The 26,299-nt window shown below is 68.4% G+C and carries 24 protein-coding genes; 9 read left to right on the top strand and 15 right to left on the bottom strand.

Annotated features, from left to right (window positions below; translation table 11 throughout):
- Window positions 1-73: 73 nt before the first annotated feature.
- The 7 genes from H0264_RS08265 to H0264_RS08235 form a co-directional block, all read right to left on the bottom strand.
- A complete protein-coding gene (locus tag H0264_RS08265; protein ID WP_181583421.1) occupies window positions 74-2,113 on the bottom strand; it encodes a CocE/NonD family hydrolase in 2,040 nt (679 codons plus the stop codon).
- Between the two features lie 168 nt (window positions 2,114-2,281).
- Window positions 2,282-4,333: a CocE/NonD family hydrolase gene (locus H0264_RS08260; protein WP_181583420.1), complete on the bottom strand. Its 2,052-nt coding sequence runs from the start codon at window positions 4,331-4,333 to the stop codon at window positions 2,282-2,284.
- Window positions 4,334-4,597: 264 nt separating this feature from the next.
- The gene (locus H0264_RS08255; protein ID WP_181583419.1) at window positions 4,598-5,335 is read right to left on the bottom strand and encodes a phosphoglyceromutase; all 738 of its coding nucleotides are present in this window, start codon (window positions 5,333-5,335) and stop codon (window positions 4,598-4,600) included.
- A gap of 4 nt (window positions 5,336-5,339) precedes the next feature.
- Window positions 5,340-6,221 (bottom strand): ROK family protein, encoded by an 882-nt coding sequence (locus H0264_RS08250; RefSeq protein WP_181583418.1) that lies wholly within the window; start codon window positions 6,219-6,221, stop codon window positions 5,340-5,342.
- Window positions 6,222-6,228: 7 nt separating this feature from the next.
- On the bottom strand, window positions 6,229-6,735 hold the full coding sequence (locus H0264_RS08245; protein WP_181585370.1) for a type III secretion system chaperone family protein: 507 nt from the start codon (window positions 6,733-6,735) through the stop codon (window positions 6,229-6,231).
- Window positions 6,736-6,761: 26 nt separating this feature from the next.
- Window positions 6,762-8,111 (bottom strand): D-inositol-3-phosphate glycosyltransferase, encoded by a 1,350-nt coding sequence (gene mshA, locus H0264_RS08240; RefSeq protein WP_420832084.1) that lies wholly within the window; start codon window positions 8,109-8,111, stop codon window positions 6,762-6,764.
- Window positions 8,112-8,230: 119 nt separating this feature from the next.
- Entirely contained in the window at window positions 8,231-9,055 is an 825-nt protein-coding gene (locus H0264_RS08235) for an alpha/beta fold hydrolase (protein ID WP_181583416.1), read from the bottom strand.
- Between the two features lie 48 nt (window positions 9,056-9,103).
- Between H0264_RS08235 and H0264_RS08230 the strand changes: the two genes are divergently transcribed.
- The 3 genes from H0264_RS08230 (at window position 9,104) to H0264_RS08220 (ending at window position 12,111) form a co-directional block, all read left to right on the top strand.
- Window positions 9,104-9,838: an SDR family NAD(P)-dependent oxidoreductase gene (locus H0264_RS08230; RefSeq protein ID WP_181583415.1), complete on the top strand. Its 735-nt coding sequence runs from the start codon at window positions 9,104-9,106 to the stop codon at window positions 9,836-9,838.
- A 147-nt stretch (window positions 9,839-9,985) separates the two neighbouring features.
- The gene (locus tag H0264_RS08225; RefSeq protein ID WP_181583414.1) at window positions 9,986-11,155 is read left to right on the top strand and encodes a beta-ketoacyl synthase N-terminal-like domain-containing protein; all 1,170 of its coding nucleotides are present in this window, start codon (window positions 9,986-9,988) and stop codon (window positions 11,153-11,155) included.
- A gap of 86 nt (window positions 11,156-11,241) precedes the next feature.
- The gene (locus H0264_RS08220) at window positions 11,242-12,111 is read left to right on the top strand and encodes a beta-ketoacyl-[acyl-carrier-protein] synthase family protein (protein WP_181583413.1); all 870 of its coding nucleotides are present in this window, start codon (window positions 11,242-11,244) and stop codon (window positions 12,109-12,111) included.
- 30 nt (window positions 12,112-12,141) lie between these two features.
- Here H0264_RS08220 and H0264_RS08215 read toward each other — a convergent pair whose 3' ends face one another.
- From H0264_RS08215 to H0264_RS08205, 3 genes are all read right to left on the bottom strand, one after another.
- On the bottom strand, window positions 12,142-13,359 hold the full coding sequence (locus H0264_RS08215; RefSeq protein WP_181583412.1) for a non-ribosomal peptide synthetase: 1,218 nt from the start codon (window positions 13,357-13,359) through the stop codon (window positions 12,142-12,144).
- A gap of 337 nt (window positions 13,360-13,696) precedes the next feature.
- Window positions 13,697-14,917 carry a L,D-transpeptidase gene (locus H0264_RS08210; RefSeq protein ID WP_181585369.1) on the bottom strand — a complete coding sequence of 407 codons (1,221 nt, stop codon included), beginning with the start codon at window positions 14,915-14,917 and terminating at the stop codon, window positions 13,697-13,699.
- A gap of 79 nt (window positions 14,918-14,996) precedes the next feature.
- On the bottom strand, window positions 14,997-16,091 hold the full coding sequence (locus H0264_RS08205; RefSeq protein WP_181585368.1) for a UDP-N-acetylmuramate dehydrogenase: 1,095 nt from the start codon (window positions 16,089-16,091) through the stop codon (window positions 14,997-14,999).
- A 41-nt stretch (window positions 16,092-16,132) separates the two neighbouring features.
- Between H0264_RS08205 and H0264_RS08200 the strand changes: the two genes are divergently transcribed.
- From H0264_RS08200 to H0264_RS08190, 3 genes are read left to right on the top strand one after another with little or no spacing between them, the layout of a single operon-like run.
- Entirely contained in the window at window positions 16,133-16,618 is a 486-nt protein-coding gene (locus tag H0264_RS08200) for a DUF2505 domain-containing protein (protein ID WP_181583411.1), read from the top strand.
- A gap of 31 nt (window positions 16,619-16,649) precedes the next feature.
- The gene (locus H0264_RS08195; RefSeq protein ID WP_181583410.1) at window positions 16,650-17,165 is read left to right on the top strand and encodes a DUF2505 domain-containing protein; all 516 of its coding nucleotides are present in this window, start codon (window positions 16,650-16,652) and stop codon (window positions 17,163-17,165) included.
- Window positions 17,135-17,953, top strand: a complete 819-nt coding sequence (locus H0264_RS08190; protein ID WP_338040136.1) for a class I SAM-dependent methyltransferase — start codon at window positions 17,135-17,137, stop codon at window positions 17,951-17,953. The genes H0264_RS08195 and H0264_RS08190 overlap by 31 nt, the downstream gene beginning before the upstream one ends.
- 6 nt (window positions 17,954-17,959) lie before the next feature.
- Here the strand turns inward: H0264_RS08190 and H0264_RS08185 are convergent, their stop codons facing one another.
- Together H0264_RS08185 and H0264_RS08180 are read right to left on the bottom strand one after the other, a co-directional pair.
- A complete protein-coding gene (locus tag H0264_RS08185) occupies window positions 17,960-19,480 on the bottom strand; it encodes a hypothetical protein (RefSeq protein WP_181583409.1) in 1,521 nt (506 codons plus the stop codon).
- 117 nt (window positions 19,481-19,597) lie between these two features.
- Window positions 19,598-20,200 (bottom strand): hypothetical protein, encoded by a 603-nt coding sequence (locus tag H0264_RS08180; protein ID WP_181583408.1) that lies wholly within the window; start codon window positions 20,198-20,200, stop codon window positions 19,598-19,600.
- Between the two features lie 113 nt (window positions 20,201-20,313).
- Between H0264_RS08180 and H0264_RS39170 the strand changes: the two genes are divergently transcribed.
- The gene (locus H0264_RS39170) at window positions 20,314-21,447 is read left to right on the top strand and encodes an LmeA family phospholipid-binding protein (protein WP_181583407.1); all 1,134 of its coding nucleotides are present in this window, start codon (window positions 20,314-20,316) and stop codon (window positions 21,445-21,447) included.
- A 50-nt stretch (window positions 21,448-21,497) separates the two neighbouring features.
- Here the strand turns inward: H0264_RS39170 and deoC are convergent, their stop codons facing one another.
- Entirely contained in the window at window positions 21,498-22,157 is a 660-nt protein-coding gene (deoC, locus tag H0264_RS08170; RefSeq protein ID WP_420832044.1) for a deoxyribose-phosphate aldolase, read from the bottom strand.
- Between the two features lie 72 nt (window positions 22,158-22,229).
- Here deoC and H0264_RS08165 point away from each other — a divergent pair, with 72 nt between their 5' ends.
- The gene (locus H0264_RS08165) at window positions 22,230-22,781 is read left to right on the top strand and encodes a GNAT family N-acetyltransferase (protein ID WP_181583405.1); all 552 of its coding nucleotides are present in this window, start codon (window positions 22,230-22,232) and stop codon (window positions 22,779-22,781) included.
- Window positions 22,782-22,945: 164 nt separating this feature from the next.
- Complete coding sequence (gene purU, locus H0264_RS08160; RefSeq protein ID WP_181583404.1) at window positions 22,946-23,836, top strand: formyltetrahydrofolate deformylase; 891 nt, start codon at window positions 22,946-22,948, stop codon at window positions 23,834-23,836.
- Between the two features lie 126 nt (window positions 23,837-23,962).
- Here purU and H0264_RS08155 read toward each other — a convergent pair whose 3' ends face one another.
- On the bottom strand, window positions 23,963-24,973 hold the full coding sequence (locus H0264_RS08155; protein WP_181583403.1) for an alpha/beta fold hydrolase: 1,011 nt from the start codon (window positions 24,971-24,973) through the stop codon (window positions 23,963-23,965).
- 240 nt (window positions 24,974-25,213) lie between these two features.
- Window positions 25,214-26,230 carry an alpha/beta fold hydrolase gene (locus tag H0264_RS08150; RefSeq protein WP_181583402.1) on the bottom strand — a complete coding sequence of 339 codons (1,017 nt, stop codon included), beginning with the start codon at window positions 26,228-26,230 and terminating at the stop codon, window positions 25,214-25,216.
- Window positions 26,231-26,299: the final 69 nt, after the last annotated feature.

The following is a 26,299-nucleotide window of genomic DNA, read 5'->3' as shown; positions in this document are numbered from 1 at the left end:
TCTCCCGAACCAGGCAGACCATGGTCGCGGCCGTCGATAAGGATTGGATAGCCGCCGGATCAATACCGCCGGTTCACCAGCCGGGATTCCCGCGCAGCGGGATGTTCACGTAGCTGGGTTCGGCGGGGTCGAGGAGCAGGTGCTGGGGGCGGAGGCCGCTGTCCAGGAGGATGGCCAGGGGTGGGAGGCCCTTGGGGAAGTTGCCGGCGTAGACGTCCACGCGGAGGCGGTGGCCCGGTTGGAGGACGGCGTCCACGCCGGCGATCGAGATGTCCAGGGTGACAGGGACTCCCGGCTCGGTGCGCTGCCGGGTGTCCAGGGACAGGTCGGGGACGGGGTCGGTGTAGTCGCCGTTGGGGGAACGAGTGCTGCGGGATTCGTCGATCGCGCGCAGGGAGGCGACGAGCTGGCCGGAGGACAGGGTGACCGAGGTGCCGTCGGGGGCCACGTCGTTGACCGTGGCGACCCAGTAGCCGTCGGCGGTGTCGTGAACGGTGTTGAGGTGCACGGCTATTGGGCCGGAGATGGTGGTCGCCGAGCCGACCGGGGCGCTGGTGAAGGTGAGGCCGTTGGATTCCCAGATGCGGGAGTCCTTGCCGCAGGCGTCGATGACCGAAACTATGCCGATGGTTTCCTGGGCGGCGTCACGGGAGCACAGACCGGTGAGACCCGGTGCGACGGTGAGGGTTTCGGGCCACTCGCTGGGGGCGGTGAACAGGGAGCCATCGTGGACGCTGTGCCCGCCGGTGCCGCTGGAGACGGGCGACAGATACATGCGCTGGTGCTCGATGGCGTCCTCGTCGGGGAAGCCGGAGGCCGTGATCCACGCGCCGCCCTGCTCCTTCATGGTGACGGGGCCGTAGGTGTCGATGCCGTTGTCGATGCCCTTGAGCCACTTGTCGAACCAGGCGCGCTGCAGGACGTCCATGCGCGGGGGCTGACCGGGGCGGCCGGATTCGTTGCCGTTGGAGATGTGGTAGCCGTCGCCGATCAGGATCTGCTTCTGGCCGGGCGGCACGGCGAGGCGGCGGTAGACGTCGGCCTGGGAGGCGACGAAGACGTCGTGCCAGCCGCCGGTGATGAAGGTGGGCACGGTGATCTGGGCGGGATCGGTCTCCCAGGACCGGCGCAGGTCGCCGCCGGAGTCGAGGAGCTGGCGTACCTTCGGGCTGAGCTGGTCGATGTCCGGTTGCAGGAAGATCTCCAGCAGGGCGTCGACGAAGGTGAACGGGTCGGCCAGACGGCTTGCGAGCCAGGCCATGTCGAAGCGGCCCTGGAGCAGGGCGGTCATATCGGGCACGAGTTTTCCGCCGTTCACCGCGGCCAGCCACATGGGCATGAAGGTGACGCCGACAGCGCCGCCGGGCGCTACCAGATCGCGGAAAGGGTTGCGGCTGGGCACAACCGGGAAGATGGCCTGCAGGGCCGGCGGGTTCTTCGCGGCGGCCTGCAACTGGTTGAGGCCGGAGTAGGAGATGCCGGTCAGGCCGATATCGCCGGTGGACCAGGACTGGCGGGACGCCCAGTCGATGGTTTCCACGGTGTCGAGCTGTTCGCGGGGGCCGAGCACGTCCCAGATCCCTTGGGAGAAGCCGGTTCCGCGCACGTCGACGACGACCTGCGTGTACCCGGACTTGATGAGCTGCCGGTCCACGGTGAAGGTGCGCAGCAATCCGCCGCCGAGCGCCTTGGTGAGATCGGTGAGCCCGGAGATCGGCGTTCCGGTGAGGTCGATGTTCCGGAACAGCTGCACGACCATGTCCGACAGTCCGGGAATCGAGAGCATCGAATCCGCGATCATCGAGCCGAGTTTGGTGTACGGCGTGAAGTTCACGATGGTCGGCGTGGGGTCGGCGATGGGCCGCCCCGCGGCATCGGCCGGGTGGTAGACATTGGCCTTCAATACCGTGCCGTCACTCATGGTGATCGGCACGTCCCATTCGATGTACACGTTGGGATAGGTCTGTGGACCGTCTTCCGCCGCGGTCCATTGTGCGCCGGCCGCGCCGCCGTCAGGCCCGGTCGATTCCGCGGCGGTCGATGCCGGAGCGACGAACTGGGTGAGCGCGATCGCCGCCGTGACGGCAACGAGAGATCTCAACAGGAGACGCATTGTGCTCCAACCACTTTCCTATCTCGGACAGAGAACATTCCGAACCTAGGACAGCCCGGAACAGTCTGGGACAGTTCCGGCCGGAATTCATGAAAGTGCACAAAAGAGAAACCCCGGATGTGCACGACATTGGGCACATCCGGGGATTTCATTCCCGATGGGGCGGAATCACCAACCGGAGTTTCCGCGGACCGGGATATTCACGAAGCTCGGACGGTTCGGATCCAGTTGCACGTGCTGCGGCTTCAGACCCGTGTCGAGGAGCATGGGGAGGATGGGCAGGCCCTTCGGGAAGTTGCCCGCGAAGACGTCCACCCGCAGGCGGTGGCCCGGCTGCAGCACGGCTTCCGTTGCGCTGACGGCGATGTCGAGCGTGGTGACCTCACCCGGCACCACGGGCAGCGCCCGCTCGGTGGAGGTGTAGGAGCGCGGGTCGGTGTAGTCGCCGTTGGCGGAGCGACTGCTCTCGGACTCGTCGATGGCCCGCAGCGAGGCCAGCAGCTGACCCGAGGACAGCACGGTCGACGTGCCGTCGGGCGCAACGTCGTTCACGGTGACGGTCCAGTAGCCGTCCTCGGCGTCCTGAACGGTCTCGAGGTGCACCGCGATCGGACCCGAGATGGTGGTCGCCTCCAGCACCGGGGCACTGGTGAAGGTGAGCGCATTGGTCTCGGCGACGCGAGAGTCCTTGGCGCACAGGTCGATCAGGTTCAGGAAGCCCGCCGTGCCCTGGGCCGCGTCATTGGAGCACAGTGTGGTCAGGCCGGGCGAGACCGTCAGCCGCGCGTCGTCGCCATTGGCGTCGCCGGTGAGCGAGCCGTCGTAGACGCTGTTGGCGGTGCCGCTGCGCTGCGCCGACAGGTACATGCGCCGGTGTTCGGCGGCCTCGGAAACCGGTGCGGAGTCACCGAATCCGTTCATGGTGGCCCAGCCGCCGCCCTGCTGCTTGAGGGTCACCGGACCGTAGCCGTCGATGCCGTTGTCGATGCCCTTGAGCCACTTGTCGAACCAGGCGCGCTGCAGCACGTCCAGCCGCGGCGGGGCGCCGGGCTTGTTCACGTCGGCGCCCGAGGTGATGTGGTACGTGTTGCCCATGAGCAGCTGCTTCTGCCCGGCGGGCAGCGGAATCTCGTTGTAGATCTGCGATTCCGAGTAGGTGAACAGGTCGTGCCAGCCGCCGACGACGAAGGTCGGCACCTGGATCCGGCTCGGATCGCCCAGCCAGCCCTGCCGCGCCGCGGACAGTTCGTTGAACAGATCCTTCAGCCGCGGATCGGCATTGGCCATATCGGTGGTGGTGTAGGCGGCCATGAGCACGTCCATGTAGGTGAACGGGTCGGCGACGCGATCCTGCAACCACGTGAAGTCGAACCTGCCCTGCGCGATGGCGGTCAGATCCGGCAGCAGCTTGGTGCCGTTGATGGCGGCCAGCCACAGCGGGATGAAGTTGAAGCCGAAGCCGCCGCCGGGCGCGAGCACATCGTCGACCAGGTCGCTGCCGGGCACCACCGGGAAGATGGCCTGCAGCGCGGGCGGCCGCTTCTCGGCGGCCTGCACCTGGTTGATGGCGCTGTAGGACAGGCCGTTCATGCCGATGCGGCCGTTGGACCAGCCCTGCTTGGACGCCCAGTCGATGACCTCGACGGTGTCCTGCTGCTCGCGCTGGCGCAGCATGTCCCACTGGCCCTGCGAGAAGCCGGTGCCGCGCACGTCCACGACGACCTGCGTGTAGCCGGACTTGATGAGCTGGCGGTCGACGGAGAAGTTGCGGAGTTCGCCGTTGCCCGCCGCGTTCAGCAGTTCGCCGAAACCGGAGATCGGGGTGCCCGTGAGGTTGATGCTCTGGAACAGATTCAGCAGCGCGTCGCCCAGGCCGGGGATCGCGAAGGCCGAATCCGCCACGTTCGAAACAAGTTTCGTGTACGGGGTGAGGTTGATGACGGTCGGAGTCGGCTCGGTGATGGGCCGTCCGGCGGCATCGGCCGGGTGGTACACATTGCCCTTGAGGACGGTGCCGTCGCTCATCGTGATGGGCACGTCCCATTCGATGAAGACATTCGGGTATTGCTGGGCCCCGTCCTGGGTGGCGGTCCAGGCCGCGCCCGCGGCCCCGCCGTCAGGGGTGCCCGCGGTGGGACCCGCGTCGGCTGTGATGCCGGTCAAGGGCACGAGCAGCGCGGCGACGCCGGCGGCCAGTGTGGCCCGTAGAGCGTTCCTCATCGAACGTGATCCACCTCTCGAAAATGGTCGAACGTCCAGAGCATATCTACTCCGCAGTAAGTTGCAAACCCCGGTTACAGATACTGCTTTTAAGGGGCAATTGTTCGGCAAATTCGAATAGGATTGCGCAGAAATACCTTACGGAACCGTAGTGAGATGCAGATCACAGCCATTGTCATTTCATAATGACAGGCAAATCTCTCAGGAATACGAAAAACGCGCTGTAGCCGAATAATTCGGCCACAGCGCGTTTGGTGTTACGAGTTACTTGCCGCCCTGATTCGCGACGGCGGCGGCGCCGGCGGCCGCGGCCTCCGGGTCCAGGTACACGCCCGGGCCGAGCGGACGCAGGTTCTCGTCCAGCTCGTACTTCAGCGGAATGCCGGTGGGGATGTTCAGCCCGGCGATGTCCTCGTCGGAGATGTTCTCCAGGTGCTTCACCAGCGCCCGCAGCGAATTGCCGTGCGCGGCAACGAGAACGGTCTTACCAGCGCGAACGTCCTGGGAGATGGTGTCCTCCCAGTACGGCACCATGCGGGCCACGACGTCCTTGAGGCACTCCGTCTTCGGCACGTCGATGCCGGCGTAGCGCGGGTCGCCCTCCTGGCTGTACTCGTCGCCGTCGGCGATCGGCGGCGGCGGGGTGTCGTAGCTGCGGCGCCACAGCATGAACTGCTCGTCGCCGTACTCGTCCTTGATCTCCGCCTTGTTCTTGCCCTGCAGCGCACCGTAGTGGCGCTCGTTCAGACGCCAGTCCCGCACGACCGGAATCCAGTGCCGGTCGCAGGCATCGAGGGCATTGTTCGCGGTGGAGATCGCCCGGCGCAGCAGCGAGGTGTAGACGATATCCGGCAGAATGCCCTGCTCGGCCAGCAATTCACCGGCACGCTTGCCTTCGGCGACACCCTTGTCGGTCAGTCGCACGTCCACCCAGCCGGTGAACAGGTTGAGGGCATTCCATTCGCTCTCACCGTGGCGGAGCAAAACGAGGGTGTACGTCATGGGGTCATCCTCCCACGAGCAGGCCCGCGCCCATGATGGTGGCCTGATCAGTCAGTTCCGAGGGCAGCACGCGGAGCTCGCGCAGGAAGGCGAGGCGGGCGTGCCGGGCGACCGTCTCACGCAACGGCTGCCACAGCGGTTCACCGGATTGCGCGAAGCCGCCGCCGATCACCACGAAATGGGTGTCGAGCAGTGCCGCCGCAGACGCTATGGCATGGCCGAGCGCGGTACCGGCCCGGTGCAGGGCGGCCACCGCGATCTCGTCGCCCGCCTGCGCGGCCGCGGCGAGTTCCACGCCGGTGTCACCGGTCCAGCCCTGCCGGCGCGCCCAGCGCACCGAGGACGGACCGCTGGCCACCGCCTCCACACAGCCGGAACCGCCACAGGCACAGGGTTCTTCATTGCCGGGGACGATGATGTGGCCGATGTGCCCGGCATTTCCGGTGCGGCCCACCACGACTCGGCCCTCGGAGATGATGCCGCCGCCGATGCCGGAGGACACCGTCATGGCCAGCACGCTCGGGATGCCGCGCGCCGCACCCCAGCGCTGTTCGGCCAGAGCCAGGCAGACGCCGTCGATGGCGAAGCGAATATCGGCCTGCGGGAACAGTTTTCCCACCGCGTCCACGAGTTCGAACCCGTGCGCCCATTCGGGGATATTGATCGGCCCCGTCGTCCCGGTGCGCACGTCCACCGGCCCCGCCGAGCCGATGCCGACCGCGGTCACCTCGGCCCCGTCCGCGACGGTCAGCATTAGTTCGCGGCAGGCGTCCCACACCCCCGTGCGCGGGGCGGCGATGCGGCGCACATTCGTGACGACGCCATTCGAATCCACGGTTCCGGCAGCGAATTTGGTCGCGCCGATATCCAGTGCCAGCACGGTCATGCCGGGCTCAGGGCTGATCTGCGGAGTCTACGAGGTGTTCGAACGCGCGCAGATTCTTCAGCGACTCTCCGCGTGAGACCCGCCATTTCCATTCCTTCCGAATGGATTCGGCGAATCCGGTTTCCAGCAGCACATTGAAATCGGCGTCCACGGCCTCGAGGATCTGCCCGAACCAGCGATCGAGTTCGTCCGGGGTGACGCAGTGCGCGGCCATGCGGCCGACAAGGTAGATGTCGCCGAGATTGTCGAGGGTGTAGGCCACGCCGTACAGCCGGCGATTGCGGCGCAGCATGAATTTGTAGACGCCCTCGAAGTTCTCGTCCGGCTTGCGGCACACGAACGATTCCATGCGCACGCCGTGATTGCCGACCGTGACGATGACATTCGTCTTGAGCTTGCGCTCGCCCGGCAGCACCACCACGAACATGTCGGGACGCTCACGGCTGTATTCGATCTCGCGGTCGCGCAGCGTCGCATCGATCAATTCGGCCGTGGCCAGAGCCGTTTCGTTCATGGTCGACGTGGGCATATCCGGGTTACTCACAGTCGTGCCACTCCCATCCGGCGCCGCCAGAGCGCGCGCGATCTGGCCTGATTGCTGTCGGTGAGCACGCTACTCCGCCGGGTGCGGGCGCCACGGAACCCGGCCAGGGCGGCGGCGTAACTGTCCAGCATGCCGTCGGCGGTGTGCGCCCAGGAGAAGTTCGAGGCGTGTTCGACGGCGGCCGTGCCCATTTCGCGCAGCAGCGCCGGATTGTCGATGAGCGAGCGCAGCGCGGCAGCCCAGTCGGGGGTGCGGTGGCCGGGCACCAGCAGGCCCGAAACCCCGTCGCGCACAGCCGTTCCCAGCCCGCCCACATCGGCGGCCAGCACCGGCGTGCCGCTGGCCTGCGCCTCGATGGCGACCAGTCCGAAGGATTCGTTGTAGCTGGGCACCGCCACCAGGTCGGCGGCGCGGTACACCTGCACGAGTTTGTGCGGCGGCTGCGGCGGCAGGAAGGTGACGCGGTCGGCGATGCCGAGTTCGGCCGCCAATTCGATGAGGGCGTCGGGCCTTTCGAGCCCGGAGCCGGAGGGTCCGCCGACGATGAGCACGCGCAGCGGCTTGTCCGGCTCCTCGGCGAGCACCTCGGCGGCGGCGCGCACCAGCACATCGGGGGCCTTGAGCGGCTGGATGCGGCCGACGAAGGCGACAATGCGCTCATCCAGCGGCAGGCCGAGTTCGAGCCGGGCGGCGGTGCGGTCGCCGGGCCGGTAGCGGGTCAGGTCCGCGCCGGGCAGCACCACATCGATGTGATCGGGGTCCGCGCCGTACAGCTGCACGAGTTCGCGAGCCTCCTCGCCGGTATTGGCGATGAGGCGATCCGCCTCGGCGACGATCTGCTTCTCGCCGATCTCACGGGCGGCCGGTTCCGGGGTGTCACCCTCGGCCAGGTGCGCGTTCTTCACCGCGGCGAGGGTGTGCGCGGTGTGCACCATGGGCACCCGCCAGCGATCCCGCGCCAGCCAGCCGACCTGTCCGGACAGCCAGTAGTGCGAGTGGATGAGGTCGTAGTGCCCGACCGGATGGCGGGCCTCGGTGCGCAGCACCTCGGCCGCGAACGGGCACAGCTGGGTGGGCAGATCGGTCTTGTCGAGACCCTCGAACGGTCCGGCCACCACGTGCCGCACCAGCACGCCGGGCGCGGCTTCCACGACGGGTTCGTCGGCGGAGGAGGTGGCGCGGGTGAAGATCTCCACCTGGGTGCCGCGCCGCGCCAGCTCGATGGCCGTCTGCAGCACGTAGACGTTCATGCCACCGGCGTCGCCGGTGCCCGGTTGCGCCAGGGGGGAGGTATGCACCGACAACACGGCAATCCGATCGGGCCGTAGGTCGCTGCGTTGACTCACCACCAGTCCAGTGTGCACGCGCGGTGGTACCTGACCATCATGAGTTCCCCCACCAAGTGGGCTTGGTCACAACATGATTCGAACGGGAATACGGGCGGTTCCCGAACCGCCCGCCCGGTTCAGCCGAGGTTTTCGGCGAAGTCCACGACCTCGGCGACGAAGCGCTCCGGATCCTCGATGAACAGCCCGTGCAGCGAGCCCTCCCAGTACGAGGTGCGCGCATTCGGCACGGTCTCGGCGATGTAGCGGCCGTTCTCGACCGGCACCACCGGGTCCTCGGTGCCGTGCATCACGAAAACCGGGATATCCAGGGCCCGCAGCGTCTCGGTGTTGTCGACGGTCCGGTAGAACAGCGCCTTGCGCACCCGCGGCAGCGTGCCGATGCTGCCGCCGAACAGCCGCTGCGCGTCACCGCCCTTGTCACGGCCGGGACCGGTATTGGCATTGCCGAAGGCGCCGAACCCGCGCATGGCCTTGCCCGCGCTCTCCTCGAACACATCCGGGATGGCCTTCTGCATGGCCGGCCCGGTGCCCGCACCCGGGACGCCGGGACCGATGCCCGCCAGAGATCCGGTGTAAACGAGGCCCGACACGGCCGCGCTGCCGTAGGTGGCGATGTAGTCGGTCTGCACGATGCCGCCGTAGGACCAGCCCAGCAGTACCGCGCCGGAGGTGATGTCCTCTCCCGCCAGCACGGCGGCCACATCGGCGGCCCAGTTCTTCGGATCGTCATACCCGGTCTCGGGCGCACCCGAGTAGCCGTGCCCGCGCAGATCCACAGCGATCACCCGGAATTTTTCGGCCAGCAACTCCTCGGCCCGACCCCAGTTGCGCAGGTTTCCGGCCCACCCGTGCAGCAAAACCAACGGTCGCGCCCCCTCCGGGCCACTGACCCGGTAGACGATGCCGGTCCCATCCGCACTGACAACCTCACGAATAGCCATAGCCGCCAGGCTAATGGGCAGCGTTTCACACGTTCTAGGCTCTGGGACATGAGCACACGTACCGCTGTCGTGACCGGAGCCAGTTCGGGAATCGGGGAGGCCACTGCCCGGGAACTGGCCAAGCAGGGGTATCACGTGTACGTCGGGGCGCGGCGGGTCGAGCGGCTGGAGAAGCTGGCGGCGGAGATCGGCGGGACGGCGCTGCCGCTGGACGTGACCGACGAGGAGTCGGTGCGGGCGTTCACCGCGGCGGTGCCGCGGGTGGATGTGCTGGTCAACAATGCGGGTGGAGCAAAGGGATTGGCGACCGTGGCCGAGGCCGACCTGGACGACTGGCGGTGGATGTGGGAGACCAATGTGCTCGGCACGCTGCGGGTCACCAAGGAGCTGCTGCCCAAGCTGATCGACTCCGGGGACGGGCTGATCGTCACCGTCACCTCGGTGGCCGCCTTCCACGCCTACGACAATGGTTCCGGCTACACCTCGGCCAAGCACGCGCAGGCCGTCCTGCACCGCACGCTGCGCGGGGAGCTGCTCGGTAAACCGGTGCGGCTCACCGAGATCGCGCCGGGCGCGGTCGAAACCGAGTTCTCGCTGGTGCGTTTCGACGGTGATGCCGAGCGCGCCGCGAAGGTGTACGACGGGATCGATCCGCTGGTGGCCCAGGACATCGCGGAGATCATCGGTTTCGTGGCGTCGCGGCCGCCGCACGTCAATCTCGACACCATCATCGTGAAGCCGCGCGACCAGGCCGATCCGGGTCGTTTCGCACGTCGCAGCTGAGCTGCGAGTCCCCGTTGCGAGGGTCGCAGCGCGAATTTCCGGCAGCATTGATCCGCCGCGTGCGCTGCGACCCGGCGAGGTCGTTCCTATGATCGTTCACAATGACTTCTTAGACCGTCCAGTACGGCCAGCTGTTCTTGGAGAACGATGTCGCAAAACGCAATTCGCAATAGAGCGGTGATCACCGGCATCGGCGCCGTCACCGGGTACGGCTGGGGTCGGGAGGCACTCTGGAACGGGCTGCTCAGCGGCAAGCCCGCGGCCAGGCTACATTCCGGCTACGGCCCCGATCAGGACCAGGACTGGTGGGCCGCACTGATTCCCGAGGGCGGCGACCCCGACCTGACCGGAAGCAAATTCCTGCGCGCCCTGCTCTCGGCCACCCGCGAAGCCGTCGCCGACGCCCGCGACCGCGGCTGGCAGCCCGGCCGCACCGTCGGCCTCATCCACGCCATCGTGCTCGGCGACGCCTACGACTGGGGCGACTGGCACCGCACCGGACGCTGGACCCGCCGCACCCGCGACTACCTGCCGCTGCTGCCCTCCACCCCGATCTCGATGATCATGCAGGAGAACGGCTTCCACGGCCCCGCCATGAACGTCACCTCCGCGTGCAGCTCCGGCAATGCCGCCCTCATCACCGCCAAGATGTGGCTGGACAGCGGCTTCGCCGACGACGTCGTCTGTGTGACCACCGACCTGTCCTGCGCGCCCGAACAGATCGACCACTTCGAACGGATGGGCGCGGCCGTCGTCGACGCCGACCCGCTCGACGCCTCCCGGCCCTTCCAGGAGGGCAGCCGCGGCTTCAGCTTCGGCGAGGCCTCGGTGGCCTTCGTCGTCTCCCGCGACGCCGAAAACCCTTATGCCGGAATCCTCGGCGGCGCCATGACCAATGACGCCCACCACGTCATCTCGGTGGATCCCGGCCACGAACGCATTCTGGAATGCGTGCGCCGCGCGCTCACCTTCTCCGGCGTCACCGCCGACGAAGTGCGCTACTACAACACCCACGGCCCCGGCACCGACCAGTGCACCGAAGCCGAATTGTCGGTGCACGAGCACATTTTCGACGGGCGACCGCACCTGTACGCCATCAAACCGCTTGCGGGACACTGCCAGGCGGCCTCGGCCGGGGTGGAGATCGCGGCGGCCGCACTCGGCTACGAACGCGGCGTGATTCCCTCCGCGCCCATCGTCGCCCCGGCGCATCCGAATCTGCTCGACGGCACAACGCCTTTCGAGGGCGGGCTCACCATCAAGGTCTCACTCGGCATGGGCGGCAACAATTCCGCCGTCGTACTCGGCGCCGCCTGACACGCCGACCTCGCATTTCCCGGTATTGCCCGGCGCGCCGAAAGCACAGCGGATAGCGTGACCCTGGAGAACTGCGGGTGAGGCATATGGGAATCGTCATTTCGGCCGTCGCCGTGGAAACCGGCGGAGGCAGTTCCATCGAGCAGGCGGCGGCCGCCACCCGGCGAGCCGTCGCCGAAGCGGGCAGCACCCCGGATCAGATCGACGCGCTCATCAACACCGGCGTCTACCGGGACTGGAACATGGTGGAGCCCGCCATGTCCGCACTCATCCAGCAGCAGGCCGGCATCGGAACTGCCCGCGGCGACGCGCCGCCCTGCCTGGCCTTCGACCTCATGAACGGGGCCTCCGGCGTGCTCAACGCGGTCCAGGTGAGCCAGGCGCTGCTGGAGGCGCCGACCGTGCACCGGGTGGTCGTCGTGTCCGGGGACGCGCATCCGGCGAAATCGCCCGCGCCGCAACCCGGATTCCCGATCAAACCGGTCGGGGCGGCGCTGGTGCTGGAGAAGACGAGTGGCCCGGCCGGATTCGGCGCACTGCACGTGAGCGCCACCGACGGCCGCGGCACCGGGAACGTCCGGCTACCGGACAATGGAATCACGGTGCGCGCCGGCGTCATTGTGGACCGCTCCCCCGAGACCGTGGCCGAACTGCTGCATCACGCCGAGACCGCCGCGAGCGAAGCCCTCGACGTGGCCGATGCGGACCCGGCGCGAATCATCCTGCTGTGCAATCGATCCACGCCGGATTTCCCGTACCTGCTCGCCGCGCGACTGGGTCTGCCCGCCGACTCGGTGTGCTCCGACGACACCGAGGGCGACGGCCACACCTCGGCGCTGCCCGCCGCCTACCTCGCCGCCCGCGACAACGGGCGACTCGACCAGGCCGATCTGGCGCTGTTCGTGGCGGCCGGAGCCGGACCGTCGGCCAGCGCCATCGCCTACCGATTGCGCTGAGCCGCAACCGGAATCAGCGCGACAGGTGAATCACCCCCAGGTGGCCGTGCGCTCCTGCAACCGGGCCAGCACGCGATCGGCGAACGCCTCCGCCTCGGCCGCCGACAGCACGCCGTCGACGTAACAGAAGCCGAGCGCCATCTCGTCGTGCGCGGTCACCACGGCCACCGTCAGCCCGCCCACACACGAATTCGACGCGCCGAAGGTGAGATCCGAGATCTGCCAGGAGCCGGCCGCCACCGGGAAGTCCACTCGCCCGAGGTCGGTGACCGCCACATTCCACGGCATCCGCCGATCCGCGGATTCGATCGCCTTGCGCGCGGTTTCGATGGTCCGCGGCGTTCCGTGCCGCATGCCGGAGGCGGTGGCCAGATGGCGGCGCTGCTTCACGCCGCGCTCCCGCTGCTGCCGCACCGACCGGGCCGCCTTCCACAGCGACTCGACGGGGCCGAACTTCACGAAACTCGCGAGAACCGGTGTGTAGAGCCCGATCTCATCGGCGTCCGGAGCCGGTTCCAGTTCCTCCCGGACGTCGACCGGCACGCCGATCCCGGCCACCCCGGCCGCACCGGGATTCACGGTGTCGCCGATGGCCAGCGCCACCGCACCGGCCAGCGCGTCCGGCACCGCCACCTCGGCGGACCGGCAGTCCTCGGCCAGCGCCCGCAGACGGGCGCCGTCGAAGACGCGGTGCACGACCCTGGTGCGGCGTTCCTCCAGCGGCACCACCGACATCTCACCGAGCCGGCGCGGCTTCTGCATCCACGCGGCCAGGCGATCCGACAGTGTGGTGTACGCGTAGCGCCAATACCCGCGCGCGCCTTGCGGAATGAGATCGTCCGCGGGCGGGGCCGGGGCCCGCTTCGCGGCGGGCATGTCCTCGCCCGGCTCGGCCGCCGCGTACTCGACGAACTTGCGCAGCACCGCCATGAGCGACTGCCCGTCCGCGATCACGTGCGACAACGTCAGGATGATGTCGTGGTATTCGCCCGAGGTGTCCTCGCGGCTCACCACATCCACCACGCGCGCCAGACCCTCACCGACCTCGAACGGGGTGGCCATCTCGGAGTTGAGCGCCCGCAGCCACGCCCCGGATTCCCTGGCGGGCAACCGGAATACCGGCATCTCCGGATACTCGGACGGCGCGACGATCGGATTGCTGCCGTGCATGTCCTGCACACAGGCCCGCAACAGCGGGTACTCGGCGAGCAGCGCGTCGGCCGCCCGCTCCAGCTGCCGTAATGTCACCCGCCCGTGAATGCGCACCCGCCCACTGCAATTCGAGGGCGAAATGTTGTCGATGAGCCAGAACCAGCGTTCCGAAGGGCTGAGCGGACGTGTGTCCCCCGTCGCCGCCGAAACCGACCAACCCGCAACCACCAACCGACCTCTCCACCACTAGTCCACTCGCGGGAAACGATAACCCGATCACCGGTCCATGGTCGGGTGAAGTCCGAGTTCCCGATCATTCCGGTGGGCATTTGTCCGAAATCCGGCTACCCATCAGGGACCCGGGCCACCAGCCGGGGGTGTGGGGGCGGGCCCTCACCCGGGGGTCCGGGGGCCTGGGGCCCGCGACAATCAGTTACCGACTGCCGCCGGGCGCCTGCGGCGCGATCGGGGTGGCGGAGACGACCGACTTCGGTTCGCCTTGCAACGCCGACATGCTGAGCCAGGTCGGCCAGTCGATGGTCCAGTCGTAGATGTCGCCGTCCGCGGCCGAGAGCGGGATGCGGGTGCCGGTCACCTCGACCGGATCACCGTAGAGCGCGGTCGGGAAGTACTGCGCGGCATCGGCGTTGCTGAGATTGATGCAGCCGTTGGTGACATTCGTATTGCCCTGCGCGGCAGCCGATTCCGGATTGGCGTGAATGAACTCGCCATTGTTGGAGATGCGCACCGCCCAGCGTTCCCGCACATTCGTGTAGTACGGCGGATTCGACATCAGGAAGTCCTCGTACTTCTCGGTCACCACATGGATGCCGGAACGGGTGACATTGCGGTCCTCGTTGCCCTCTCCGTAGCTGCACGGGAAGTCGAAGACGGTCTGCCCCTCGCGCACCACCTGGATGCGATGCGACGGCGCGGACGCCTGCACGATCTGCGATCGGCCGATGGTGAAATCGACGGTGAGATCGGAGTCGCCGTAGGAGCCCTCGCCCATGTTCACGCCGTAGAGCTTGGCGCCGACCTTGACGGTGGTGCCGGGCTGCCAGTACTCCCGAGGTCTCCAGTGCACTCTGGAACCGCCCATATTGTCGGGCAGCCAGGCCCATGCGCCCTCGGTGTTCGGCGTGGTGGTGACGGTCAGCGCGCGCTCGACCGCGGCCTTGTCGTCGATGTGGCTCTTGAACTGCAGGATGATCGGCGCGGCAATGCCGACCTCCTGGTTGTCGCCGATATTGATCGTCGCCGGATTGGTCGACTTCGGGCTGACGGTGGTGAACTTGCCCTCGATCGGCACCGGCTTGTTGTCGGTGCCGACGGCGGTGCCGGACCAGCTGTAGGTGATGCCGTAGCCGAGCGGCTCATTGACCGTGAACTTGCTGTGGTCGGCATTGAAATCGCCGCTGACCTGCTTGCCGTTCGGATTGGTCAGGGCCACCTGGTCGATGCGCCCGGCCTTGACGGTCACCGCGACGGGGGCGGTCGGGTCGACATTGTCGGCCGCGTCCGCGGGTTCGAAGCTCACCTCGGCGACGGGGCCGGACTGCTTGTCGGGAGCGCCGCCCTTGTCGGTGCCGCATGCGGCCGCCACGGCGACCGTCCCCACCAGCGCGGTACGGATGGCCAGCCGCCGGGACATTCCTCGATTGCTCACTTCCTCGACCCTACTACCGCGAACGGAGTGCCCAGGTCGGCGCGGAAGTGGCCCCGGCCACGTTCTAGAGCGACACGCCCACGGTCACCGGTTCGGGTTCGAGGTGGATGCCGAACCGCTCGGCCACTCCGGCGCGCACGGTGCGGGCCAGGCCGACCAGATCCGCGGCCCCGGCATTGCCCCGATTGGTCAGTGCCAGTGTGTGTTTGGTGGACAGCCGGGCCGCCGCGTCCTCGCCGGGGAAGCCCTTGCCGAAGCCGGCGCGCTCGATGAGCCAGCCCGCGGAGAACTTCACGCCGCCCTCGACGGGCCAGGTGGGCACGTTCACATCCGCGCCGACATGTGTGGCGATCGCCTCCCGCACCGCCGCCACCTGACTGTCCGAAACGACCGGATTGGTGAAAAACGAGCCCGCACTCCAGGTGTCGTGATCGGCCGGATCGAGGACCATGCCCTTGCCGGCGCGCAACCGCAGGACTTCCTTGCGCACCTCGGCGGCGGGACGGGATTCCCCCTCCTCGGCGCCGAGCGCGGCGGCCAGTTCCCGGTAGCGCAGCGGTTCACTGGAACCGTCCGTGCGCAGGGCGAATTCGACGGCCAGCACGACCGCGTCAGCCGAATGCTTGAGCACCGAGGTGCGGTAGCCGAAACCCAGTTCACCGGGCGGCACCCAGCGGATCTCCCCGGTCTTGCGATCCAGCAGCCGCACCTGACGCAGCAACTGGGCCACCTCGACGCCGTACGCGCCGACATTCTGGACCGGCGTCGCCCCCGCGGAACCCGGGATGCCGGAAAGGCATTCGAGCCCGCCGAAACCCTCGGCCACCGTCGCGGCCACCACCGCATCCCAGTCGGCGCCGGCCTCGGCGACGACCCGGCCCTCCCAGATCTCCACGTCCCGCGTGGCAATGCGCACCACCACGCCCGGGAAACCCTCGTCGGCGATGAGCAGATTGGATCCGCCCGCCACCAGCAGCACCGGAATCCCGGCCGCGTCCAGCGCCCGCACGGTCGCCACCAGCGACTCCGTGGTCGTGCATTCGGCCACGATGGCCGGGCCGCCCACCCGCAGGGTCGTCAGCCCGGCCAGCGGCACCGCGTCCCGCAGCCGAGCCCCGGTCCCTGCCAGCAGGTCCCGCACGTGTTCGAACGCCACCACCCGAGAAGTACGCACAGGCACAGACGGTAGCGTGTCGGACCATGGCGACACCTCTGGCCTTCACTGCGCACTCGACTCACTCCATGGCCGCCGTGCGCGCGGCCTTCGCCAACGAGCAGTACTGGAAGGACCGCATCGAGGCGGTCGGCGGCCCCAATGCCCGCATCGACGCGATCAGCATCGACGGTGACAATGTGCGCGTCGACATGACCCAGACCATCCCGGCCTCCGAGCTGCCCGCGCAGATCACCGCGATCAAGCCCGAGGGCCTGGTCATTCCACGCACCGAGACCTGGCACGGCCAGGGCGGCACCGTGGAAGCCCACGTGGACGGCGCGCCCGCGAACGTCAACGGCACCCTCACGGTCACCGACACCGGCAACGGCTCCACCTTCGTCGTCGACGCCTCCATCGACGTGAAGATCCCGCTGTTCGGCAAGAAGATCGAGGCCGCCATCCAGCAGCACCTCACCGAACTGCTCGAGCGCGAAGCCGAGTTCACCGACAATTGGCTGAGTTCGCACTGACGGGAGCAATCCCGCAGTAACCTGAGCGATCGTGCCTCGTCGACTGGACTACTCCGCGCGCTATCCGCTGCACACCACCAAAGAGGTGTACGCGGCCCTCATGAACCGCGACCACTGGGACGCGCGGATCGAGGAGATGCGGAAGTACTCACCCAACGACATCCTCAGCCTGGACGCCGGCGACTCCGGCATCCGGGTGGTGCTGCGGCACGTGCTCCCGCGCGACACCCTGCCCGAGATGGCGCAGGCCGTCATGCACAAGGACATGGTGATCACCCGCCGCGAGGTCTACAGCCCCTTCGGCCCCGAGGTCACCGGCGAGTACACCGCCGAAATCCCCGGCGGCCCAGGCACTCTCGGCGGCACCATGCGCCTGTTCCCCACCGAGACCGGATGCACCCTGCGCACCTCCTCGCAGGCCGAGGTGCGCATCCCCTTCTTCGGGCGCAAGCTCGAACAGGTCATGCTGGTGAACCTCATCGACCTGTTCCGGGCCGAGGCCGAGGTGACGAAAACTTGGCTGGACCAGCAGAACCCCGTCGGCTGACCCGACGCGGCACGGTGGTGCCGCCCATCGGCACCATCACCCGCGGCACCACCGGCATCAACCGCCTGCGCCGCAGCGACCGCCGCCTCGTCCACGACGACGACGTGATCACCCGCCTGCGCGCCACCCCCGACCCGCTCGTGGTGGATCTCGGCTACGGCGCCAGCCCCGTCACCACCCTCGAATTCGCCGGCCGCCTGCGCACCGTCCGCCCCGACGTCCGCGTGGTCGGCCTCGAAATCGACCCCGCCCGCGTGGTCCCCGGCCGCGACGGCGTCGAATTCGCCCGCGGCGGTTTCGAACTCGCGGGCCTGCGCCCGGTCCTGGTGCGCGCCTTCAACGTGCTGCGCCAGTACCCGGAATCCGCTGTCCCCGAAGCCTGGTCGACCATCACCTCCGGCCTGCAACCCCACGGCCTCCTCGTCGACGGCACCTGCGACGAACTCGGCCGCCGCGTCGCCTACGTCATCCTGGATTCCACCGGCCCCCTCTCCCTGACCCTCGCCTGGGATCCCTTCACCGTCGACCGCCCCTCCGACATCGCCGAACGACTACCCAAAGCCCTGATCCACCGCAACATCCCCGGCGAACCCATCCACACCCTGCTCACCGCCGCCGACCGCGCCTGGTCCCACGCCGCACCCCTGGCCCCCTACGGCCCCCGCGTCCGCTGGCGCGCCGCCGCAGATCTGTTGCGCCAGCAGGGTTTCCCCCTCCGCCACTACCGCCGCCGCCTCCGCGACAACATCCTCACCGTCCCCTGGTCGGCCGTCGCGCCGCTGGACTGAACCGGCTCAGTGCGAGCGCAGGTGCCGTTCGCCGAAATCTCGGATGCCGTCGACATAGCCGGTGAGGGTGGCGGGGGCCACCAGGGAACGCGGGGCGAAGGGCTGACGCCACAGGCCGCCGTGGGCCGCGCCGTCGGCGAAGAGTGATTCGGGGTTGGGGGTGGGGGCGGGCGGCGCGAACAGGTCCCCGACCAGTTTGGCCGCGAGGAGCAGGCGGATCACCTCGGGTTCGAAGACTTCGATGCCGAAATGCGTGGCGGCGCGGTAGGCCGCTGGGCGCCAGGGGGTTTCGTGTCGCAGGTCGGTCCAGGTCGGCGGGATGACCGTGTAGGAGACCGGGTGGGCGGCGGCCTGGGCGAGCACCGCGCGCCAGCGGGGCAGGCGTTGCGCCAGTGCGTAATCCGGGCCGGACAGGAACGGGAGATTGTCGAACAGGCCCCAGGATTCGCCCGCGGCGTCCACGACCGGATCGGTGTAGTTCGGGCTGTACAGCGACCTGGGGGCGAGGCGGTGCAGGAGGTTCCGGGTGGCTCCTCGGAATCCGTTCGGCGACAGGCGTTCCCGGGCGGCGGCGACCACCGCGGCGGGGACGCCGTAGCAATCGGTCGAAGCGCCCAGGCAGGCCAGGGCGGCCGCCGGGTCGCGGCGCAGCAGATGATCCGCCAGCACGTCGGTGGCGGCAGCGAGGCGCACGCCCGCCGCGCCGGGCGCGGTCGCGTACATGCCGAGCACCGGGCGCGCGTCGGTGTGCGCGACGATCCAGTGGGTCAGCGCCGGAAAGGCTTTCACGATGTCCACGCCCGGACCGGAGGACGTGACCGGGAAGCGCAGCGTGCCCGCGCCCGCTCGGGCCACCTCCCGCAGCCTGATCCAGCGCTTGCGGCCCGGCCGGTCCACGGCGAGCACTTCCGCGCCCCAGGACAGCAGGGGTTGCAGCGGACCCAGATCAGCGGTCGCGCCGAGAACGGTCATGCGAAAACCGGGGAGCCGCAACCATTCCGGATTGTCGACGACGCTGTGCACGGCCGTGACGAAACCGGGTTCGAGGATGCCGCACTGCCGCCAGTCGTCGAGTTGGCGGCGCAGTTCGTCCTCGGCCAGGACGCGGCCATGGAAGGGAATCTCCAAGCGGCGCACCGGTGTACCGGCGCCGTCGATCTTCTCGGTGTCGAGTTCGGCGCCCGCGGCGGCCGCGTCCACGTCGACCTCGTCGAGGGTGGTGACGGTGCGCAGGGTGGCGAATCGCAGCATGGTGCGCACCGAGTGCAGGCCCTGCGTCGCGATGCCGGTGGAGATGGTCGGCGAGCTCACCGCCAGGGCGGTCATGCCGCGGAAGGCCCGGTGATAGGTGCGCCGCCAGTCGCGGCTGGTCTCGACCGACTGCGCCAGATCCGCGTCGTACGGGCGTACGGCATCGGCGACTACGGCCGCCGTGACCATATCCGCGATGCGGTCGGGCGGGCCGGGCGGAAAAGCCAGATCCCACATGCCAAAACCGACCGTCCCCATGGTTAGTGACAATGCCATGAATACCCGCCCGGCAAAACTCGAAAACCGCCGAGATCAGCCGCAGATCAACCCGGATGGACGGCGCATACGAGACGACCAGCGCAGCTGGGTCAGAGCCGCGCGCCCGCGCCCGGTTCAGACGCGGGTCAGGGCGCGATGCAGTCGGGCGGCCGTAGGCGGCGGCAAAGACGCACTCGCGGAACGGATTTCGGAACGCGCGCAGCGGTGGATGGCCACCGCGTCGGCCACCACCTCGTCCAGCGCGGTCTGACTGATCCCGGCCTCGGCCAGGTCCAGCACCGTGCGCAGCGGCGTGGTCACCAGGAACGTGCCCGCCGACTCCACATCCACCCGGGCGAAGGCGCGCCGCAGCACCACCAGCCGGGGCGAGAGCGGAAACCGGCCCACCCGGGCCGACATGTGCACGAATCGCGGGCGTAGTCGCCCCAAGCCGTGTAATTCGGCCGCACTGTGATGGGACACCGCCGCCGCGCCGTCGAACCACGCCGACCACATGGCGTATTCATCGAGTGGTCCGTCCGGCCAGTCACCCAGGCGCAGCAGCCCCACACCCGCCCGCAGTACGGTCCCGTCCCGCAACCCGTCCCGGATCCGGCCCTCACATCCGGTGCGCAGCACCATCCGGGTCGTGAAATACCCGGCGTGCCGACCGGCCAACTCCTGCAACGCCTGCCAAGCCCGTTCCGGATCGGGCTCCGCCGCGGACTTCCCAGCCATGGCACTCAGGCTACGCCGACACGCTGTGGGTTACGTCACATTCCGCGGCGAGTACTGCGACACCTCATCGGAAGCACAGAGCTCACTCAGAAACCTCGGGAAGAATCGGCCGCATGAGCTCGAAGCCCACCCCGGACGACGCGACCAACCGTGCCCAGGACCCGGGTGCGCACTCGCCCTCGCCGCCCGATCCGGCCACCGAAGTCATCGGCAGCGGTAAAGACGCAGGTCAGAACGCCGCGAACGTGAACGAATGGTGGCAGGAGACCGGCGAACAACCCACCGCGGTGCTAGGCAAGCCGGACGCGTCGCACCCCACCGAAGTCCTCGGCACGCCACAGGGCGGGACCGACCCGCAGGCCACCGAAGTCCTCGGGGCGACGCCGCCGAACACGCCGCGGCGCACCGAGGTCCTCGATGCCGGTGAAGCCGCCGCGTATGCCGCCGGGGCGCAATCGGTTTCGGGTGCGGGCCAGCCGCCCGCCGGTCCGCCGCCGGGCAGTTCCGTTGACGGAGAGGGAGGTTCACCGCGGGCGCCGCGAAAGCGCCGGACCGCGTTGATCGTTGCCATCGTGGCGGCGCTGGTGATCGTGGGCGGCCTGGCCGGCGGCGAGGCGTACGCCCGCAACAAGGTGCAGAACTGCATCGCGAGCAGCTTCGAGAAGCAGATGGGCTCCAAGATCGACGTCTCCTTCGGCGCGAAACCCATGCTGCTCACCATGATCGACAACAAGGTCGGCAAGGTGACCATCGACAGCGACGACACCAAGTTCGGCCCCGCCGTCGGCATGGTCGTGCACGCCACCTTCAACGACATCGAAGTGAAGGACGGCGGCAAGCAGGGCGGCACCATCGGCAGCTCCGAAGCCGAGGTCACCTGGAGCAACGAGGGCATCGTGCAGACCCTGGGCGGGCTGGTCTCCAGCTCCACCTCCGACCCGGCGGCCGGCACGCTGAACTTCGGTGTCCTGATGGGCATCGCCCAGCTGCAGGTGGTCCCCCAGGTCGTCGGCGACAAGGTCGACGTGGAGACCAAGTCGGCCTCCCTGCTCGGCATCGGCCTGCCCACCGACCTGGTCTCGGGCATCGTCGACCTCATGACCGAGAGCCTGCAGAGCTACCCGATGGGATTGAAGCCCACCAAGGTCGAGGTCACCAACGACGGCCTGCGCGTGACGCTGAAGGGCGGCCCGTCCACCCTCGAAGCACCGGACGGTTCGCAGTCCAACACGGACTTCCGCTGCTGAGCTCCGTCATCCCGGCATGCTTTTGGCCGGGATGACGATGGGGTTCTCCCTCAGAGCGGAAAGCCTTGCAGCACTTCGCGAGAGCGCGACAGACCCAGGCGAGTGGCGCCCGCCTCGATCATCGCCCGCGCGGCCTCGGCATCGCGGATGCCACCGCTGGCCTTCACGCCCAGCCGGCCGCCGACGGTCTCGGCCATCAACCGCACCGCGTGCGCGCTCGCACCTCCCGCGGGGTGAAATCCCGTGGAGGTCTTCACGAAATCGGCTCCGGCTTTCTCCGCGACCTGGCACACCGCCACGATCTGCTCATCGCTCAGCGCCGCCGATTCGATGATCACCTTCAGCAATCCGCGATCCCCGATCGCCTCCCGCACGGTGACTATGTCGCTCAGCACCGCGTTGTAGTCCCCGGCGCGCGCGGCCCCCACATCGATGACCATATCCACCTCTGCCGCACCCTGATCCACGGCCAGCCGCGCCTCCGCCCCCTTCACCAGCGAATGATGTTTGCCGGAGGGGAAACCCGCGACCGTGGCGACCACCAGACCGGTCGCTCGAACCGGAAGCATGGACGGCGAGACGCATATCGCGAACACGCCTAGCTCGCGTGCCTCGTCGATCAGCGCGTCGACATCCGAAGCGGTCGCTTCGGGCGCCAGCAGGGTGTGATCGATCATCGCCGCGACGTCACGCCGGGAAATCTCAGCCATGAGCACCGAGTTTGGCATATCGGTGGCGAATTTCGTTGCGAGCCGCCACCACCGTCAGGGACACTCGATGGTGTGCTGATCCGTCGTGAACGTACCGGCGATGCCGCCGCGATCGACGCGGTGCACCGCAGTGCCTTCGCCGCCCAATACGCCAATGCCAACGGCCGCGCCGACGACGCGGCCCACACCGCCGTCGAACCCGTCGAAGTGGCGCTGGTGCGGCAACTGCGCGACAGCTCCGCCTGGATGCCCACGCTCACCATGGTGGCCGAGGTGCACGACGACATCGTCGGCCACGTCTGCCTCACCCGCGCCGGCATCGGGCCCTTCCCCGTCCTCGCGCTCGGACCCATCGGCGTCCGCGCGGACCATCAGGGCAGCGGCGTCGGCGGGGCCCTCATGCACGCGGTGCTCGGCGCGGCCGACGCCCTCGACGAACCCCTCATCGGCCTGCTCGGCCACCTCGACTACTACCCACGCTTCGGCTTCGTGCCCGGCATCCGGCTCGGCATAGTCCCCGACCAACCCGACTGGACCTCCCACTTCCAGGTCCGGCCACTCGCCGCGTACGACGCAGAAATCAAAGGCGAATTCCGCTACGCAGACGCTTTCTATGATTTGTAGCGGGGGCCCCAGGCCCCCGGACCCCCGGGTGGGGGCCCGCCCCCACGCCCCGGGCTTACCGGTTTGCCCGGAGGGCGAGAGCGGGTGCTGGGACAGAAGGGTGGCGGCAACCGGGTAGCACCCCTCCCGGACGAGGTTCCCCGCGCTGCTGGGAGGATTACCTCATGAGTTCCACCCCCGGTAGCCCTGACGACCGTCGTTACATCCTTACCCTGGGCTGCCCGGACCGTCCCGGCATCATTGCCCGCATCACCTCGTTCATCGCCGATTTCGGCGGGTCGATCGTGGAGGCGGGCTACCACTCCGATCTGGAGACCGGCTGGTTCTTCACCCGGCAGGCCATCAAGGCCGCGACCGTCCCCTTCCCGCTCGACGAGCTGCGCGACCGCTTCACCGCCGTCGCGGCCGAGCTGGGCCCGGAAACCGAATGGCAGCTGCTCGACTCCGGGGAACGCCGCCGCGCGGTGCTGCTGGTCAGCAAGGACGGTCACTGCCTGCACGACCTGCTCGGGCGCGCCGCCAGCGGGGAACTGCCCGCCACCATCGAGGCCGTCATCGGCAACCACCCCGATCTGGCCGAGATCACCGAGGCGCACGGCGTGAAGTTCCACCACGTGAACTTCCCGAAGGATCCGGCCGAGCGCGGCCCCGCCTTCGAACTGGTCCGCGAACTCGTCGACGCGCACGATCCGCACGCCGTGGTGCTGGCCCGCTTCATGCAGGTGCTGCCGAAGGAGCTGTGCGAGCACTGGGCGGGCAAGGCCATCAATATCCACCACAGCTTCCTGCCGTCCTTCGTCGGCGCGCGCCCCTACCACCAGGCTTTCGCGCGCGGCGTGAAGCTGATCGGCGCGACCTGCCACTACGTCACCGCCGAACTCGACGCCGGGCCGATCATCGAACAGGATGTCAGCCGCATCGACCACGCGGACACCGTGCGCGACATGGTGCGTCAGGGTCGCGACATCGAACGCGTGGTGCTCGCCCGCGGCCTGCGCTGGCACCTCGAGGGCCGCGTGCTGGTGCACGGCCGCCGCACGGTCGTCTTCAACTAGTCCACGAAACGCAATGCCCCGCCGAGGCTTTCGCCTCGGCGGGGCATCTGCGTAAGGGCGCGTAGCCCTGCATGCAGGGGGGTTACGCAGGGCCGCAGCCCCTTTCGCCCTTCGGGTGGTCGGTTGTCAGCCCGCGACGGCCGCGGTGCGGGTCAGGCCCCGGCGGCTCATGCGGATGACGCGGTGCAGTTCGGTGTTGAAGGCGTGGGCCGCTTCGATATTCACCAGGTGCCCGGTGGGCAGGATGGTGTAGCGGTCCAGGTAGCCCGCCTCGGCGAGCACGTCGGCGATCTCGCGGGAGTGGATCTCCGGCAGCAGCCGGTCGTGCGCGCCCGCGATGACGCTGGTCGGCACCGCGAGATTGGCTGCCGCACCGTGCAGGTCGAGCTTCAGCAGTCCCCGCGCCACGGCCGCGCGCGCCGACGGACGGCAGGAGCGGACGATGGAGACACCGAAGTCGACCGCGTCGGCGGTGGCCTGCGGGTTCGCCAGCCGCGCCTTGGCGATCAGGTTCACCGCACGGCCGCCGGGCAGCGGCAGCGGGGTGCCGAACATCACCTTGGCCAGCCAATTCGGGGCCGGGACAACATCATTGAAGAACGGCAGCACGGTGGCGCGGCCCGGAATCTGGCGCGCGGCCGTGGTGGCCAGCAGCACCGCCGAGGCGCGCTGGGTGACCTGCTCGGGGTAGTACTGCGCCCACGCCTGGATGGTCATGCCGCCCATGGAGTGGCCGACCAGGATGGCGCGCTGGCCGGGCCGCAGTGCGGCGTCGAGCACGTCGGACAGATCGTCGGCCAGCTGTTCGGCACTGAAACCGCGGGTGCCGATGGTGCTCTCGCCGTGGCCGCGCTGGTCGTAGGCGACCACGCGGTATTCGCCGGCGAAGGCGTTGATCTGAGGGTTCCAGTATTCGATGGCGCAGGACCAGCCGTGGATCATGACGATCACGTCCCGGTCGGCCGGGCCGTAGGCGTGGACGCGGAGGCGAGCACCGTCGGCGGTGGCGACGGGGATGACCTCGGGCGACAGGCTCGGGGTGTTGAACGCCTCGGTCTTGTAGGCGCGGGACCGCAGTGCGGCGCGGAAGGGGGCGGTCAGCGCGTCGGCGCCCGCCTCAGGCAGCTTCACCAGCATGAGCACTCCTTTGTGTTCCAGGGCACACTACCGCGTTAGCAGCGGTGCTAGCTAGAGCAAGCGGCAAGAAATTTCGATCCTGCCGCGTGCGGCCCCGCCTATCCGGGATACCCGTTCCGGCGCAACGCCATTCGCATGAAAATCCGCCGGGTCGAACGAACTGCTGTTATCTACAACACATCCTGGGCTGTTCGTATGCCCGGGATAAGGACCCCAAGGGGTGGGACCACCCCACCCCTGTCAGGCCCCCACCGCCCGCGCGATTCCGAACGCCGCCTTGGCAACTCGCGCGAGCTCCTCGTTGAACTCCCGGTACGCCTCGACATTGCCCAGATGCCCGGTTGGCAAGACTCGATAGGCATCCAGAGACCCTGCCTCGGTGAGCATTTCGACAATCCGCTCGGAATGCACCGGCGGCGTCATGTCGTCCAGCGAGCCCGCGAGCACGGTGGTCGGCACGGTCAGATTCGCGGCCCCGCGACCCACATCCAGATACGACAGCAGCGTCCCGAACCGTCCGCGCACCGCCGCCGGGCAGGACCGCACGATGTTCAAACCGTAATCGGCAATGTCCCCAACGGAATTCAGGCTCATGATCTGGCGGCGGAACACCCACTGAACGGGCGCGACGGGCGGGAACACGATGGGCGCGCTCAGCCCCAGCAGACCGACCACGAACGGCAGCTTCACGATTCCGCGATTGAAGAACGGCACCACCGTGGTCTCGGCGATCAGCTGTCCCGGCGCGGTATTGGTGAGCAGCACCGCCGCGAGCCGCTCCCCCACCTGCTCGGGATAGCGACCGGCCCAGCCCTGAATCGTCATGCCGCCCAGGCTGTGTCCCACCAGCACGGCCTTCTGCCCCGGCTTCAGCGCGGCTTCCAGCACCGCTTGCAAGTCATCGGCGAGCTGATCGGTGGTGAGTTCGGCGGTGCCCTCTTCGCTCTCGCCGTGCCCGCGCACGTCGTAGGCGATGACGCGGTACTCCCCCGCGAACTCGTTGATCTGCGGATTCCAGTATTCGAGGCAGCACGTCCAGCCGTGCACCAGCACGATCACATCACCATCGGCGGGACCGTATGCGTGCACCCGCAAGCACGCACCATCGTTCGCGGTGACCGGTATGACCTCATACGGCCCGGCGGGCGGGTTCAGATCCGCATTGCCGTAGCTCCGCGTACGCAGGTCGGCCCGATGCTCTCGCACCAGGTCACGGACCCGCTGGGTGAGGTCCGCTCGGGTAGGCAGCACTGCCATAGGACACTCCTTTGTGTTACTGATGGATACAGTAACCCGCGTCACGGGGTGCTAGCTAGAGCAAGCACA

The sequence above is a fragment of the Nocardia huaxiensis genome (assembly GCF_013744875.1).
GTDB lineage: Bacteria > Actinomycetota > Actinomycetes > Mycobacteriales > Mycobacteriaceae > Nocardia > Nocardia huaxiensis.
This window is presented reverse-complemented; position numbering and strand designations above follow the sequence as displayed.

Bases quoted from the DNA above. Each gene is read 5' to 3' on its own strand.
- H0264_RS08265 (WP_181583421.1), bottom strand. From the start codon at position 2,113: ATGCGTCTCCTGTTGAGATCTCTCGTTGCCGTCACGGCGGCGATCGCG.
- H0264_RS08260 (WP_181583420.1), bottom strand. From the start codon at position 4,333: ATGAGGAACGCTCTACGGGCCACACTGGCCGCCGGCGTCGCCGCGCTG.
- H0264_RS08255 (WP_181583419.1), bottom strand. From the start codon at position 5,335: ATGACGTACACCCTCGTTTTGCTCCGCCACGGTGAGAGCGAATGGAAT.
- H0264_RS08250 (WP_181583418.1), bottom strand. From the start codon at position 6,221: ATGACCGTGCTGGCACTGGATATCGGCGCGACCAAATTCGCTGCCGGA.
- H0264_RS08245 (WP_181585370.1), bottom strand. From the start codon at position 6,735: ATGAACGAAACGGCTCTGGCCACGGCCGAATTGATCGATGCGACGCTG.
- H0264_RS08235 (WP_181583416.1), bottom strand. From the start codon at position 9,055: ATGGCTATTCGTGAGGTTGTCAGTGCGGATGGGACCGGCATCGTCTAC.
- H0264_RS08230 (WP_181583415.1), top strand. From the start codon at position 9,104: ATGAGCACACGTACCGCTGTCGTGACCGGAGCCAGTTCGGGAATCGGG.
- H0264_RS08225 (WP_181583414.1), top strand. From the start codon at position 9,986: ATGTCGCAAAACGCAATTCGCAATAGAGCGGTGATCACCGGCATCGGC.
- H0264_RS08220 (WP_181583413.1), top strand. From the start codon at position 11,242: ATGGGAATCGTCATTTCGGCCGTCGCCGTGGAAACCGGCGGAGGCAGT.
- H0264_RS08210 (WP_181585369.1), bottom strand. From the start codon at position 14,917: ATGTCCCGGCGGCTGGCCATCCGTACCGCGCTGGTGGGGACGGTCGCC.
- H0264_RS08200 (WP_181583411.1), top strand. From the start codon at position 16,133: ATGGCGACACCTCTGGCCTTCACTGCGCACTCGACTCACTCCATGGCC.
- H0264_RS08185 (WP_181583409.1), bottom strand. From the start codon at position 19,480: ATGGCATTGTCACTAACCATGGGGACGGTCGGTTTTGGCATGTGGGAT.
- H0264_RS08180 (WP_181583408.1), bottom strand. From the start codon at position 20,200: ATGGCTGGGAAGTCCGCGGCGGAGCCCGATCCGGAACGGGCTTGGCAG.
- H0264_RS39170 (WP_181583407.1), top strand. From the start codon at position 20,314: ATGAGCTCGAAGCCCACCCCGGACGACGCGACCAACCGTGCCCAGGAC.
- deoC (WP_420832044.1), bottom strand. From the start codon at position 22,157: ATGGCTGAGATTTCCCGGCGTGACGTCGCGGCGATGATCGATCACACC.
- purU (WP_181583404.1), top strand. From the start codon at position 22,946: ATGAGTTCCACCCCCGGTAGCCCTGACGACCGTCGTTACATCCTTACC.
- H0264_RS08155 (WP_181583403.1), bottom strand. From the start codon at position 24,973: ATGCTGGTGAAGCTGCCTGAGGCGGGCGCCGACGCGCTGACCGCCCCC.
- H0264_RS08150 (WP_181583402.1), bottom strand. From the start codon at position 26,230: ATGGCAGTGCTGCCTACCCGAGCGGACCTCACCCAGCGGGTCCGTGAC.